The 14199-nt window shown below is 58.6% G+C and carries 14 protein-coding genes; all 14 read left to right on the forward strand.

Annotated elements, in window-relative coordinates; translation table 11 throughout:
• Positions 1-84: 84 nt before the first annotated feature.
• The 14 genes from BLU63_RS19430 (at position 85) to fliG (ending at position 14196) form a co-directional block, all read left to right on the forward strand.
• The gene (locus BLU63_RS19430) at positions 85-1011 is read left to right on the forward strand and encodes a ketoacyl-ACP synthase III (protein ID WP_010456985.1); all 927 of its coding nucleotides are present in this window, start codon (positions 85-87) and stop codon (positions 1009-1011) included.
• Positions 1012-1107: 96 nt separating this feature from the next.
• Complete coding sequence (locus BLU63_RS19435; protein ID WP_083375982.1) at positions 1108-2400, forward strand: motility associated factor glycosyltransferase family protein; 1293 nt, start codon at positions 1108-1110, stop codon at positions 2398-2400.
• Positions 2397-2666 (forward strand): hypothetical protein, encoded by a 270-nt coding sequence (locus tag BLU63_RS19440; RefSeq protein ID WP_083375983.1) that lies wholly within the window; start codon positions 2397-2399, stop codon positions 2664-2666. The genes BLU63_RS19435 and BLU63_RS19440 overlap by 4 nt, the downstream gene beginning before the upstream one ends.
• A 253-nt stretch (positions 2667-2919) precedes the next feature.
• Positions 2920-3771 carry a flagellin domain-containing protein gene (locus tag BLU63_RS19445; protein WP_008072599.1) on the forward strand — a complete coding sequence of 284 codons (852 nt, stop codon included), beginning with the start codon at positions 2920-2922 and terminating at the stop codon, positions 3769-3771.
• Between the two features lie 73 nt (positions 3772-3844).
• Positions 3845-4210: a flagellar protein FlaG gene (locus tag BLU63_RS19450; RefSeq protein ID WP_010456977.1), complete on the forward strand. Its 366-nt coding sequence runs from the start codon at positions 3845-3847 to the stop codon at positions 4208-4210.
• Between the two features lie 82 nt (positions 4211-4292).
• On the forward strand, positions 4293-5723 hold the full coding sequence (gene fliD / locus BLU63_RS19455) for a flagellar filament capping protein FliD (RefSeq protein ID WP_077748623.1): 1431 nt from the start codon (positions 4293-4295) through the stop codon (positions 5721-5723).
• A 128-nt stretch (positions 5724-5851) separates the two neighbouring features.
• Positions 5852-6247 carry a flagellar export chaperone FliS gene (fliS, locus tag BLU63_RS19460; protein ID WP_010456972.1) on the forward strand — a complete coding sequence of 132 codons (396 nt, stop codon included), beginning with the start codon at positions 5852-5854 and terminating at the stop codon, positions 6245-6247.
• A gap of 10 nt (positions 6248-6257) precedes the next feature.
• Positions 6258-6554, forward strand: coding sequence for a hypothetical protein (locus tag BLU63_RS19465; protein WP_010456970.1), 297 nt, complete (start codon positions 6258-6260; stop codon positions 6552-6554).
• Positions 6555-6727: 173 nt separating this feature from the next.
• The gene (locus BLU63_RS19470) at positions 6728-8203 is read left to right on the forward strand and encodes a sigma-54 dependent transcriptional regulator (protein WP_010456968.1); all 1476 of its coding nucleotides are present in this window, start codon (positions 6728-6730) and stop codon (positions 8201-8203) included.
• Between the two features lie 128 nt (positions 8204-8331).
• Complete coding sequence (locus BLU63_RS19475; protein WP_167362297.1) at positions 8332-9537, forward strand: sensor histidine kinase; 1206 nt, start codon at positions 8332-8334, stop codon at positions 9535-9537.
• A 5-nt stretch (positions 9538-9542) separates the two neighbouring features.
• Positions 9543-10922, forward strand: a complete 1380-nt coding sequence (locus tag BLU63_RS19480) for a sigma-54-dependent transcriptional regulator (protein ID WP_077748626.1) — start codon at positions 9543-9545, stop codon at positions 10920-10922.
• 130 nt (positions 10923-11052) lie between these two features.
• Entirely contained in the window at positions 11053-11382 is a 330-nt protein-coding gene (gene fliE / locus BLU63_RS19485) for a flagellar hook-basal body complex protein FliE (RefSeq protein ID WP_010456962.1), read from the forward strand.
• Between the two features lie 14 nt (positions 11383-11396).
• Positions 11397-13184, forward strand: coding sequence for a flagellar basal-body MS-ring/collar protein FliF (gene fliF, locus BLU63_RS19490; protein ID WP_010456960.1), 1788 nt, complete (start codon positions 11397-11399; stop codon positions 13182-13184).
• A complete protein-coding gene (gene fliG, locus BLU63_RS19495; RefSeq protein WP_007894195.1) occupies positions 13177-14196 on the forward strand; it encodes a flagellar motor switch protein FliG in 1020 nt (339 codons plus the stop codon). Before fliF ends, fliG begins: the two co-directional genes overlap by 8 nt.
• The last annotated feature ends 3 nt before the right edge of the window (positions 14197-14199 follow it).

Below are 14199 nucleotides of genomic sequence, written 5' to 3' on the forward strand. Positions count from 1 at the left end.
GGGGCGACGTTTTTCACTGTTTGTCGGCGCCCCTCGAATCATTACGAGCGGTGGTATTGGGCTGTTTATTATTGGGAAGCCGTAATGATTGGCATAAAAAGCATTGCGAGCTACGTTCCTGTAGCCGGCGTGGACAATTACGCACAAGGTGCAAAATTCGAAAAGGATGAAGAGTTCATCCTGGGCAAAATCGGTTCGGCCTTCCTGCCGCGTAAAGACGCCGGGCAGGAAACGTCGGACCTGTGTGTCGAAGCAGCCAACGCGCTGTTCGCCAACAACCCTGACTTGAAGCGTGAATCCGTCGATGTGCTGATCGTCGTCACCCAGAACGGCGACGAAGAAGGTTTGCCACACACGGCCGCCATCGTTCAGGACAAGCTGGGCCTGCCGACTACCGTGGCGGCGTTCGATATTTCCCTGGGCTGCTCCGGCTACGTCTACGGCATCTACGCGATCAAGGGCTTCATGGAAGCCGCTGGCCTGAAGAATGGCTTGCTGATCACCGCCGACCCTTATTCGAAGATCGTCGACCCGGAAGACCGCAACACCACCATGCTCTTCGGCGACGCCGCCACCGCGACCTGGATGGGCGAAAACGCGCCCTGGCAGCTGGGCAAAGCCAAGTTCGGCACCGACGGTTCCGGTGCGCCGCACTTGAAAGTCACCGACGGCGTGTTCTACATGAACGGTCGCCAGGTGTTCAACTTTGCACTGCTCAAAGTCCCGGCGCACTTGCATGAGCTGCTGGCTGACTCGCAACTGACCGCTGATGACATCGACGCCTTCTGCATTCACCAAGGCAGCGCCGCGATTGTCGACGCCGTGGCGCGCCGCTTCGAAGGTGAGCCGGAGAAGTTCATCAAGGACATGGTCGAGACCGGCAACACCGTGTCGTCGAGCATTCCGCTGCTGTTGGAAAAACACGTGCTGGACTCCGACTGGAAGCGCGTTGCGCTCAGCGGTTTCGGCGTTGGCCTGTCCTGGGGCTCGGCGATCCTCTACCGCCCTTGAACAAGGCGTCTTAGTCAAAGAAAGCCAGACACAAAAAAAGCGCTCAAGGTGTAATCTTGAGCGCTATTTTTTTGCCCGAACACAATGCGAGGCGCCATGAGCGAGTTCTTTGAGCACAACGTCGACGTCATCCAGCAACGCTGGCCGGCGTTGGCTGTGCGCTTGCTGGTCGAAGACACGAGCCTGCTACAGGCTGATCTGGTGGAAGGCCTGGGCTCGACGCTGAGCATCAATGGCATTCAGCTGACCAGCCGCCATGATCGCAGTCGCGAGGCCGTGCTTCAGGCCGACAGTTTGCCGCTCGACAGTCCGGTGGCGCACGTCTACGGCACCGGGCTCGGCGATCTGCAAATGGAGTTGCTGCAACGCGCCGGTCTTGAGCATTTGTACGTGCACATCCTCAACGGCGCCGTGTTTGCCCTGGTGCTGCAACTGCTCGATCAACAGCCGTGGCTCAGCGATCCCAGGGTCGAGCTGTTGTATGCCGGCGATCTGGGAGAAATCCAGCTGCCGTTTTTTGCCTTGCCCTCCGAGCTGGTACTGGCCGACGATTTCAGCGCAAAGATCCGTGATCGCCTGATCAGTGAAACCCATCTGACCTTCAACAATCGTGAGTTCGATCCGCAGTCGCCTGAAATCGTGGAGCGCTTGCAGGTCAGTCTCAAATGGTTGCTGGGCGATCGCGACGTGGCCGAGTTGTTCGGTTCACAGCCGGGGCGGGAGGTGTTTGTCATCGCCACCGGGCCAAGCCTGGAACAGCACTTTGCGACCTTGCGCGCCATTCGCAATGAAGCCGAGCGACCGTTGTTCATCTGCGTCGACACAGCCTATCGTCCGCTGCTCAAGCACGGTATTCGTCCTGACATTGTCGTCAGCATCGACCAGCGCATTTCGCAGCGGCACCTGCCGTCTGAAGGCACGGCCGACATCACGCTGGTGTACATGCCCATGCTTGATCCGGCAGTGATCCAGGCCTGGCAGGGGCCGCGTTATGCCGGTTATTCCGCGAGCCCGATCTACCAGCAGCTGCGTCGGCAATTGCCCAGGGGCGAGCTGTATGTTGGCGGTAGCGTGATTCACCCGGCGGTCGACCTGGCGGTGAAGATGGGCGCTGTGCAAATCACGCTGTTCGGCGCCGACTTTGCCTTCCCGGGTGACAAGACCCACGCAGGGTGGAGCGATGGTGATCTGGGGCCGCAGATGGGGGCTGCCAAGCACTGGGTGCTGGATGGCCACGGCCAGCGCATCAAGACTCAACTCAACTTCCGCAGCTATCTGTGTGAGCTGGAGCGTTTTATTGCGGGCCACCCACAGGTGCGTTTCCATAACAGCAGTCGGGCAGGGGCGATGATCGCCGGTACGGTTTTTCATCCGGAGTTTGCGTCATGAGCGCGCTTGAAACCTTCGTTGCCGATGCGCAGCACTGTGCAGCCTTGTTCCGTCTGGGGCGTGATGTCGAAGCCAGCCTGGTAATGATCGAGCTGGTCGGTGAAGTGCATTCGGCATTTGATTCCACGCCGCAGGCATCGCAACAGCAATGGGCATTTTTGCTCAGCAAAATGTTCGCGTGTCAGGAAGCGCAGAACTGGCTCGCATTGGCCGATTACCTGGAATATGAACTGGTCGAGTTGCTGACCGAAAGCCTGTCTGTTTAAGCAATATCCCTTCTGTCGGTGCCGGCGAGTCCTCGCCAACCTGTCGCCGACATTTCCCTGGCGTCATTTTTTCGCTGCCGGATCATCGCCAACCCCTTGATTTACGGGGGGTGGCAACGTGATGGCAAATAATTTTGAAAATCCCCTAAAGCAAGTTGCATTGGCGACGATAACTATTACGAAGGTTCTCTAGGCCATACCCGGCGGTTGCCAGGGCCGGAAGCCGCAGTACCCAACCAACGAGGAATTCGTCATGGCTTTAACAGTAAACACCAACGTCACATCGTTGAACGTTCAGAAAAACCTGAACCGCGCTTCCGACGCTCTGTCGACATCGATGACTCGCCTGTCTTCCGGCCTGAAAATCAACAGCGCTAAAGATGACGCCGCCGGCCTGCAAATCGCTACCCGTATGACTTCGCAGATCCGCGGTCAGACCATGGCTATCAAAAACGCCAACGACGGTATCTCGATCGCTCAGACCGCTGAAGGCGCGATGCAAGAATCGACCAACATTCTGCAGCGTATGCGTGAACTGGCTGTTCAATCCCGAAACGACTCGAACGGCACCGCTGACCGCGCTGCTCTGAACAAAGAATTCGCTTCGATGTCGGACGAACTGACTCGTATCGCCAAGTCGACCAACCTGAACGGCAAGAACCTGATCGACGGCACCGCTGGCACCATGACCTTCCAGGTTGGTTCCAACACTGGCGCTACCAACCAGATCACCCTGACCCTGGACAGCGGCTTCGACGCAGCTACCCTGTCGGTTGACTCGGCTACCGTTCAGATCACTGGTAACAACTCGGCAACCGCCGAAGCTTCGATGAACAACGCGCTGACCAAAATCGACGCCGCTCTGGCCAAGATCAACTCCAGCCGTGCTGACCTCGGTGCTGCACAAAACCGTCTGTCCAGCACCATTTCCAACCTGCAAAACATCAACGAAAACGCCAGTGCTGCACTGGGTCGCGTACAAGATACCGACTTCGCTGCTGAAACTGCACAGCTGACCAAGCAACAAACTCTGCAACAAGCTTCCACCGCAGTTCTGGCTCAGGCCAACCAACTGCCATCCGCTGTACTGAAACTGCTTCAGTAATAGCTGAGTGAGTTTTGGCGGGGGAGTGTGCATGTCGCGCTCTCTCGCTTTTTTGGTTTAAGAGGTGATGGACATGGATATGAGCGTGAAGCTGAACTTGTCTTATCCTGCGGCCCCAAAGGCGACGGCTGTTGCCGAGAAGCCTGCGGAAAAGCCTCAAGCGGTCGCTGCGTCAGTGGTTGCTGTCAAGGATGAAGGTAAAAGCGGCTTAACCGAGCAGGAAAAACTGAAGATGGCCGTTCAGGAAATCGAAAAGTTCGTTCAGTCGGTCAAGCGTAATCTGGAGTTCTCGATTGACGAGCCTTCAGGCAAGGTTGTGGTAAAAGTGATTGCCAGCGACTCTGGTGAGGTGATCCGTCAGATCCCCAACGAAGAGGTCTTGAAACTGGCCAATAGTTTGAATGATGCAAGCAGCCTGTTGTTCAGCGCTAAAGCCTGACAACTGGCACGAATTTTGTTGCTATGTTCTTTTGGGCGTTGTAGTGGTCAAAAGGCCGGCGACACACTGAAGGGAGTTTCACATGGCAAGTCCAATTCTACCGGGCACAGGTTTAGGTTCCGGCCTTGATACTGGTGCTATCGTCAAAGCCTTGGTGAACGCTGACAAAGCGGCCAAGCAAGGTCAGATCGATCGTGGAACCGCCACTAACTCGGCGAGTATTTCCGGGATTGGTACCTTGAAGTCGCTGTTGGCCACGTTCCAGAAAGCGCTTACCGATCTGGGTAGTACGACAACCCCTCAGTTCACGGGTTTTGCCGCGACGTCGTCCGATGTAAAAGTGCTGACCGCTACGTCCAGTAACGCGGCTGTCGCCGGTAACTACGTGGTCGACATCACTAGCCTGGCCACCTCATCGAAAGTGGCTTCCGCTGCATTTGCCGGTGGTACAACCAGTGCGATCCCTGCTGGCACGCTGACCATCACCCAAAATGGCAAAAGCTATCCGGTAACTGTGGGTGCAGGCGCCACGTTGCAATCGGTGCGTGATTCGATCAACAGCCAATACCAGTCCAGTGGCTTGAGCGCCAACATTGTGACCGACAGTTTCGGCTCGCGTCTGGTGTTGGGTTCCACGACGACTGGTGCGGGTTCCGACATTTCCGCCAGCGGTATTGCCGGTCTGGAAATCGATGGGACCGCCCCGATGGTCACACCGCCGACGGCCACTTCTTCGGGGGCTATTGGTGCTCCGGCCCAGGATGCGGTGTTTAGCGTCGACGGTCTGGCGATGACCAGCAAGTCCAACACCATCGACAAGACGATCTCCGGGTTGAGCCTGAATTTGCTCACCACCGGCAAGTCGACCGTCACCGTTGCGCCCAACAATGATGGTCTGAAGGCGTCGATCCAGAAATTCGTCGATGCGTACAACGCCGTCGCCAACGCTGTGACTTCGTTGACCAAGCCGTCCCTGGATGACGATGGCAAGCTGACCGTTTCCGCGGCGCTGACCGGTGACCCGCTGCCACGTTCGATTCTGGATTCCTTGCGGGGCCCGCTGTCACAGACCGGTGCCGGCGACAAGCTGACTGTGCTTTCCCAGTTGGGTATCACCACCAACCAGAAGACCGGCGCACTGGACTTTGACAGCACCAAGTTCAACACTGCAATGAACGACAAGAAGCTGGGCGGTGAGGTTCAGACACTGTTCACGGGTACCAACGGTCTGATTGAGCGTATGAACAACGCGATCAAGCCTTACACCGAAGGTAAAACCGTCAATGGCAAAGCAGTCGACTCTATCCTGGATGCGCGCGCCAAGAGTCTAGATTCAACCAAGAAAAAGCTGTCCAATGACCAGGCGGCCCTGGATCGCCGAATCGAGACCCTGACGGCGGTGCTGACCAAAAAGTACAACGACATGGATACTCTGGTCGGCAAGCTGAAAGCGACAGCCAGTAACATCACCTCGATGTTTGAGGCGATGACAGCGCAGCAGAAGAACTCGTAACACCCGAACCGCCAAAAGCCCGGCAGCGTTTTAGAGCGCTCCGGGCTTTTTGTTTTTGGATCTAAAGTTTTTTGACGCGTCGTCGATACACTGGTTATACGAACCACAGATTTCTGATGAGGTACAACATGAATCCAATGTTAGCCCTTCGCCAATACCAGAAGATTGGCGCTCAGGCGCAGACTTCCGAAGCCAGCCCGCATCGTCTGGTTCAGATGCTTATGGAAGGCGGACTGGATCGCATAGCCCAAGCCAGGGGCGCGATGGAACGCAAAGACATTCCGAACAAGGGTGTTCTGATCGGCAAGGCCATCGGCATCATCGGCGGTCTGCGTGAAGGTCTGGATCTGGAAAATCAGGCTGAATCGGTAGGCGAGCTGGATAATCTCTATACCTACATGATGAAGCGTCTGGCTGAAGCCAATATCAAGACCGATCCAAAAATCCTCGACGAAGTCGCCGACCTGCTTCGCACGGTCAAAGACGGTTGGGATGCCATTGCCGCGCCGGGTCCGCAGTTTTAAGGAGATCACCATGAGTCTTGTCTTGCAGCGAATCGAACTAACCCGCGATGCCCTCGTCGGTGCATTGGCCGAGCGCAACTGGGAGGCCATTAGTGAATTGGACCTGGCTTGCCGTTCCTGCATGGAAGACGTCTTGAGTGAAGCTTCGGTGGATGAGGTCGCGTTGCGCGACAACCTTGAGGAGTTGCTGGGCGTGTATAAACAGCTTCTGGAGGCGGCGACAGGGGAGCGCCAGGCGATAGTCGACGAGATGTCGCAGATCCATCAAGCACAGAGCGCGGCAAAGGTTTACCATCTGTTTGGTTAATTAACCCTCAGTTAATCCAAACATAGTGCGCCATAAATTTGACTGTGCACGGTTTTTTGACTTAACTAGTGGCTGGTACCAGATTTCAGTCGTCTACAGGCATAACGTGTCTGCAAGCGTCTAGCTTGCCCCCTCATTTTGGGCATTGAGTTGACTAGGGAAGTTGCTATTGCATGTGGCGTGAAACCAAAATTCTGCTGATTGACGACGATAGCGTCCGCCGCCGCGATTTGGCGGTGATTTTAAATTTTCTTGGCGAAGAAAATTTACCCTGTGGTAGCCATGACTGGCAGCAGGCTGTCGGCTCTTTGTCATCAAGTCGTGAAGTGATCTGTGTCCTCATCGGGACGGTCAATGCTCCTGGCGCACTTCCGGGCCTGTTAAAGACACTCGCAACCTGGGATGAGTTCCTTCCGGTTTTGTTAATGGGCGATAATTCTTCCATTGACTTGCCTGAAGACCAGCGTCGCCGAGTGCTTTCGACCCTCGAAATGCCACCCAGCTACAGCAAATTGCTCGACTCGCTGCACCGTGCGCAGGTCTATCGCGAGATGTACGACCAGGCCCGCGAACGCGGTCGTCATCGAGAACCCAACCTTTTCCGTAGCCTTGTCGGCACCAGCCGGGCGATTCAGCACGTCCGTCAGATGATGCAGCAAGTGGCCGATACCGACGCCAGTGTGCTGATCCTTGGCGAGTCCGGCACCGGCAAGGAAGTGGTCGCGCGCAACCTGCACTACCACTCCAAGCGTCGTGACGCGCCGTTCGTTCCGGTCAACTGCGGGGCGATCCCGGCCGAGTTGCTGGAAAGCGAATTGTTCGGCCACGAGAAAGGCGCTTTCACCGGGGCGATCACCAGCCGCGCCGGGCGTTTTGAGTTGGCCAATGGCGGCACCCTGTTCCTCGACGAAATTGGCGACATGCCGTTGCCGATGCAGGTCAAGTTACTGCGCGTGTTGCAGGAACGCACCTTCGAGCGCGTGGGCAGCAACAAGACCCAGAGTGTCGACGTGCGCATCATTGCGGCGACTCACAAGAATCTCGAAAGCATGATCGAGATCGGCACGTTCCGCGAAGACTTGTACTACCGCCTGAACGTGTTCCCGATCGAGATGGCGCCGCTGCGCGAACGTGTCGAAGACATCCCGTTGCTGATGAACGAGTTGATCTCGCGCATGGAGCACGAGAAGCGTGGTTCGATCCGCTTCAACTCGGCGGCGATCATGTCGCTGTGCCGTCACGGTTGGCCGGGCAACGTTCGCGAACTCGCCAACCTGGTGGAACGCATGGCGATCATGCACCCCTACGGGGTGATCGGCGTGGTCGAGCTGCCGAAGAAATTCCGCTACGTCGATGATGAAGACGAGCAACTGGTCGACAGCCTGCGCAGTGATCTTGAAGAACGGGTGGCCATCAACGGTCATACCCCGGACTTCACCGCCAACGCCATGCTGCCGCCGGAAGGTCTGGACCTCAAAGACTACCTCGGTGGTCTGGAGCAGGGCTTGATTCAGCAGGCGCTGGATGATGCCAATGGGATCGTGGCGCGTGCCGCAGAACGCCTGCGTATTCGTCGTACCACGCTGGTGGAGAAGATGCGCAAGTACGGCATGAGCCGTCGCGACGGTGATGAACAGGCGGATGATTGACGCCTGTTTTTCAAGTCGTTCATTTGTAGGCGGTTTTTTTTAGGCACGGGTATTGCTACATCCCTCGCAACGTTCCGTTTAACTGACGGTCAGCCTAGCGAGAGAGCACGATGCCCCAAGCCGCCCAGATGTCTCCTGTCCCTGATGCTTCGGGGCAACCGTCGTCCGTAGAGCAGGCAAGCCGGCTTGGCCTTGAGCAGGCGTTCTCGCTGTTCAACCAAATGTCGAGCCAGCTGACTGATTCCTACAGCATGCTGGAAGCCCGGGTCACCGAGCTCAAGGGTGAGCTGGCGGTGGTCAGCGCTCAGCGCATGCAAGAGCTGGCGGAAAAGGAACGCCTGGCCAACCGTCTGCAAAACCTCCTCGATCTGTTGCCTGGCGGCGTCATCGTCATCGATGCCCAGGGCATTGTGCGTGAAGCCAACCCGGCGGCCTGCGAGTTGCTCGGCCTGCCCCTCGAAGGCGAGCTCTGGCGCCATGTCATTGCTCGTTGCTTTGCTCCTCGCGAAGACGACGGTCACGAAATCTCTCTGAAGGACGGTCGACGTCTGTCGATCGCCACTCGTTCGCTGGATGCCGAGCCCGGGCAGTTGGTGTTGCTCAACGACCTGACCGAAACCCGTCATCTGCAAGATCAGCTGGCTCGCCACGAGCGCCTGTCGTCTCTCGGCCGAATGGTCGCCTCGCTGGCCCATCAGATTCGGACGCCGTTGTCCGCCGCGTTGCTCTACGCCAGTCATTTGACTGAGCAGGAATTGCCGGTCGCCACGCAGCAACGTTTTGCCGGGCGCCTGAAAGAGCGGTTGCATGAGCTGGAACATCAGGTTCGCGACATGTTGGTGTTCGCGCGGGGCGAGCTGCCGTTGACCGACCGCGTCACGCCCAAGCAATTGATGCAGTCGCTGCAATCGGCGGCACTGACTCATGTTCAGGATTTGCCGATTCGCTGGCAGTGCGACAGTCATGCCGGTGAACTGCTGTGCAACCTCGACACCTTGGTCGGCGCAATCCTTAATCTGATCGAGAACGCCGTTCAGGCCAGTGCCGGTGATGTCCGCTTGAAAGTGCATTTCTATGCCAGGGGAAACAACCTGCGGGTGTGCATCAGTGACAGCGGCAGCGGCATCGACGGCAAAGTACTGGCGCGCTTGGGTGAGCCGTTTTTCACCACTAAAACCACCGGGACTGGCCTGGGCCTGACCGTGGTCAAGGCCGTGGCCCGTGCTCATCAGGGAGAATTGCAGTTGCGCTCGCGGCCGGGTCGCGGCACCTGCGCGCAGGTCATCCTGCCGCTTTTTTCCGGTGAACAGCCTAACGCTCAGGGAGCGGAGTGAAGGACATGGCAATCAAGGTTTTACTGGTCGAGGACGACCGCGCGCTACGCGAAGCACTGGCCGATACGCTGCTGCTCGCGGGGCACGATTACACGGCCGTCGGTTCGGCGGAAGAGGCGCTCGCGACGGTCGGCAATGAGGCCTTCAGCCTGGTGATCAGCGACGTCAATATGCCAGGCATGGACGGCCATCAACTGCTCGGTTTGCTGCGAACGCGTCAGCCGCAATTGCCGGTGTTGCTGATGACCGCTCATGGTGCGGTCGAGCGGGCCGTCGATGCGATGCGCCAGGGCGCGGCGGATTATCTGGTCAAGCCGTTCGAGCCCAAAGCCTTGCTCGACCTCGTGGCGCGGCACGCACTGGGCACGCTCGGTGCGACCGAGAGCGAAGGGCCGATCGCCTTCGAGCCGGCCAGTGTGCAATTGCTGGAACTGGCCGCGCGGGTCGCGCGCAGCGATTCGACGGTATTGATCTCCGGCGAGTCCGGGACCGGTAAAGAAGTGTTGGCGCGTTATATCCATCAGCACTCCCATCGCGCCAGTCAGCCGTTCATTGCGATCAACTGCGCGGCGATCCCCGACAACATGCTCGAAGCCACTTTGTTCGGTCACGAAAAAGGTTCATTCACCGGCGCCATCGCGGCGCAGGCCGGCAAGTTCGAGCAGGCCGATGGCGGAACGATCCTGCTCGACGAAATTTCTGAAATGCCCCTCGGGCTCCAGGCCAAATTGCTGCGGGTGTTGCAGGAGCGTGAAGTCGAACGGGTCGGCGCACGCAAGCCGATCTCCCTGGATATACGGGTCGTGGCGACCACCAACCGTGACCTGTCCGGTGAGGTGTCGGCGGGGCGGTTCCGAGAAGATCTCTTCTATCGATTGTCGGTATTTCCGCTGGCCTGGCGTCCGCTGCGCGAGCGTACCGCCGACATCCTGCCGCTGGCCGAGCGTCTGCTGGCCAAACACGTCAATAAAATGAAGCATGCCGCTGCGAAACTGTCGCCCGAGGCACAGGCGTGCCTGATCGGTTATCCGTGGCCGGGCAACGTGCGTGAACTGGATAACGCGATCCAGCGCGCCTTGATTCTGCAGCAGGGTGGTTTGATCCAGCCCCAGGATTTCTGCCTGTCCGGACCGGTGGCTTGTGCGCCGTTGCCGGCGTTGGCGCCGGTGCGGGCCGTGGAGGTCGAGGCTGAATCGGCCGGGGCGTTGGGTGATGACCTGCGTCGCCGTGAATTCCAGATGATCATCGACACCTTGCGTTCCGAGCGCGGCCGTCGCAAAGAAGCGGCTGAGCGATTGGGCATCAGCCCACGCACCTTGCGCTACAAGCTGGCGCAGATGCGCGATGCCGGGATGGATGTGGAAGCTTATTTGTTCGCGACTTGATTCGTTCGCCAACAAAGCCCGGGAAACGCTTTTGTTCAGAGCAGCCACGGAGCTGGCACCCTTGTTGCTAACACCTCACTACCCGCCGAGTGAGTGTCAAAAAATTGCGGGTCGCCAACGAGAGTAGACCATGAGCCAAGGTATTGAATTTAATCGGTTGATGCTGGACATGCGCTCCATGCAAATGGATGCCATGTCTGCGCCTAAATCGACTGCCGCAGTCCCTGAACTGGGTGGCAGCAGCTTTTCCGACATGCTCGGTCAGGCTGTCAATAAAGTGAACGACACCCAGCAAGCGTCCAGTCAGTTGGCCAGTGCCTTCGAGATCGGCAAAAGTGGCGTCGACCTGACGGATGTCATGATTTCCTCGCAGAAGGCCAGCGTGTCTTTTCAAGCGTTGACCCAAGTGCGAAACAAGCTGGTTCAGGCATACCAAGACATCATGCAGATGCCGGTTTAAGGACGAATTGAGTCATGGCAGAAGCAGTCGCCGATAACGTTCCGGCCAAGGCCACCCCAGTAGACGGCAAACCGCCGCTGTTCGGGTTGTCCTTCCTGGAAAACCTCTCCGAGATGACCATGTTGCGTCAGGTGGGCCTGTTGGTCGGCCTGGCTGCGAGCGTGGCGATTGGTTTTGCCGTGGTGCTGTGGTCGCAGCAGCCGGACTACCGGCCTCTGTACGGCAGCCTCGCCGGTATGGACGCCAAGCAGGTCATGGATACCCTGGCCGCCGCCGATATTCCCTACACCGTTGAACCCAACTCCGGTGCCTTGCTGGTCAAGGCCGATGACCTGTCCCGTGCACGGCTCAAGCTCGCGGGCGCTGGTGTCACTCCCAGCGATGGCAACATCGGTTTTGAAATCCTCGACAAGGACCAGGGCCTGGGGACCAGCCAGTTCATGGAAGCGACCCGTTATCGTCGCGGCCTCGAAGGCGAACTGGCGCGGACCATTTCCAGCCTGAACAACGTCAAGGGCGCTCGCGTGCACCTGGCGATTCCGAAAAGCTCGGTGTTCGTGCGTGACGAACGCAAGCCAAGCGCCTCGGTGCTGGTTGAACTGTATTCCGGCCGCTCGCTGGAGCCGGGTCAGGTGGTGGCGATCATCAATCTGGTCGCGACCAGCGTTCCCGAACTCAGCAAATCCCAGATCACCGTGGTCGACCAGAAGGGCAACCTGCTGTCGGATCAGGCGGAAAATTCCGAACTGACCATGGCCGGTAAGCAATTTGACTACAGCCGTCGCATGGAAAGCATGCTGACCCAGCGCGTGCACAATATCCTGCAACCGGTGCTGGGCAACGACCGCTACAAAGCCGAAGTCTCGGCCGACGTGGACTTCAGCGCTGTCGAGTCGACCTCCGAGCAGTTCAACCCGGATCAACCGGCGTTGCGCAGCGAGCAGTCGGTCAACGAACAACGCACTGCCAGCAATGGCCCGCAAGGTGTGCCGGGTGCCCTGAGCAACCAGCCGCCATCGCCAGCTTCCGCGCCGCAGACCACCGGTGGCAGCACCGCGGCAGCCGGCATGGTTCAGCCAGGCCAGCCGTTGATCGATGCCAACGGTCAGCAAATCATGGACCCGGCCACCGGCCAGCCGATGCTGGCACCGTATCCGGCGGACAAGCGTCAACAATCCACCAAGAACTTCGAACTCGACCGTTCGATCAGCCACACCAAACAACAGCAGGGCCGTTTGAATCGCCTGTCGGTGTCGGTGGTGGTGGATGATCAGGTCAAGATCAACGCCGCCAATGGCGAGACCACCCGTGCGCCGTGGAGTGCCGATGAATTGGCGCGCTTCACTCGCCTGGTGCAGGACGCCGTCGGTTTCGACGCGAGCCGTGGTGACAGCGTTAGCGTGATCAACATGCCATTCTCCGCCGAGCGCGGTGAAGTGATTGCCGATATTCCGTTCTACTCCCAGCCTTGGTTCTGGGACATCGTCAAGCAAGTGCTGGGTGTCTTGTTCATCCTGGTGCTGGTGTTCGGTGTGCTGCGTCCGGTGCTCAACAACATCACCGGTGGCGGCAAAGGCAAGCAACTGGCCGGCATTGGCAGCGACGTGGAACTCGGTGGCATGGGCGGCCTGGACGGCGAACTGGGCAACGACCGCGTCAGCCTCGGTGGTCCGCAAAGCATCCTGCTGCCGAGCCCGAGCGAAGGCTATGACGCACAGTTGAATGCAATCAAGAGTCTGGTGGCAGAAGATCCGGGTCGCGTGGCCCAGGTCGTGAAAGAGTGGATTAACGCAGATGAGTGATAACCGAGCCGTTGCCGCCAAACTGACCAAGGTCGACAAAGCCGCGATTCTGCTGCTGTCCCTGGGTTCGACCGATGCTGCCCAAGTGTTGCGCCACATGGGGCCCAAAGAGGTCCAGCGCGTCGGCGTGGCCATGGCGCAGATGGGCAACGTCCATCGCGAGCAGGTCGAACAGGTCATGAGCGAGTTCGTCGACATCGTCGGCGACCAGACCAGCCTGGGCGTCGGCTCCGACGACTACGTGCGCAAAATGCTCACCCAGGCACTGGGCGAAGACAAGGCCAACGGCCTGATCGACCGCATCCTGCTGGGCGGCAACACCAGCGGCCTCGACAGCCTGAAGTGGATGGAACCGCGCGCCGTCGCCGATGTGATCCGTTACGAGCACCCGCAGATCCAGGCGATCGTCGTGGCCTACCTCGACCCGGATCAGGCTGGTGAAGTGCTTGGCAACTTCGACCACAAGGTGCGTCTGGACATCATTCTGCGGGTCTCCTCGCTGAACACCGTGCAGCCAGCGGCCCTGAAAGAACTCAACCAGATTCTCGAGAAGCAGTTCTCCGGCAACTCGAATGCCTCGCGCACCACCCTGGGTGGCATCAAGCGTGCGGCCGACATCATGAACTTCCTCGACAGCTCGATCGAAGGCCAGCTGATGGACTCGATCCGCGAAGTCGACGAAGACCTGTCCGGTCAGATCGAAGACCTCATGTTCGTGTTCAACAACCTGTCCGATGTCGACGACCGCGGGATTCAGGCGTTGCTGCGTGAAGTGTCCTCCGACGTGCTGGTGCTGGCCCTCAAGGGTTCGGACGAAGGCGTCAAGGAAAAGATCTTCAAGAACATGTCCAAACGAGCGGCCGAACTGTTGCGCGACGACCTCGAGGCCAAGGGCCCGGTGCGCGTCAGCGACGTGGAAACCGCGCAGAAAGAAATCCTCACCATTGCCCGCCGTATGGCCGAAGCCGGAGAAATCGTTCTCGGCGGGAAGGGCGGCGAAGAGATGATCTAAGGT

It is taken from the genome of Pseudomonas mandelii, from assembly GCF_900106065.1.
GTDB classification, from domain to species: Bacteria; Pseudomonadota; Gammaproteobacteria; order Pseudomonadales; family Pseudomonadaceae; genus Aquipseudomonas; species Aquipseudomonas mandelii.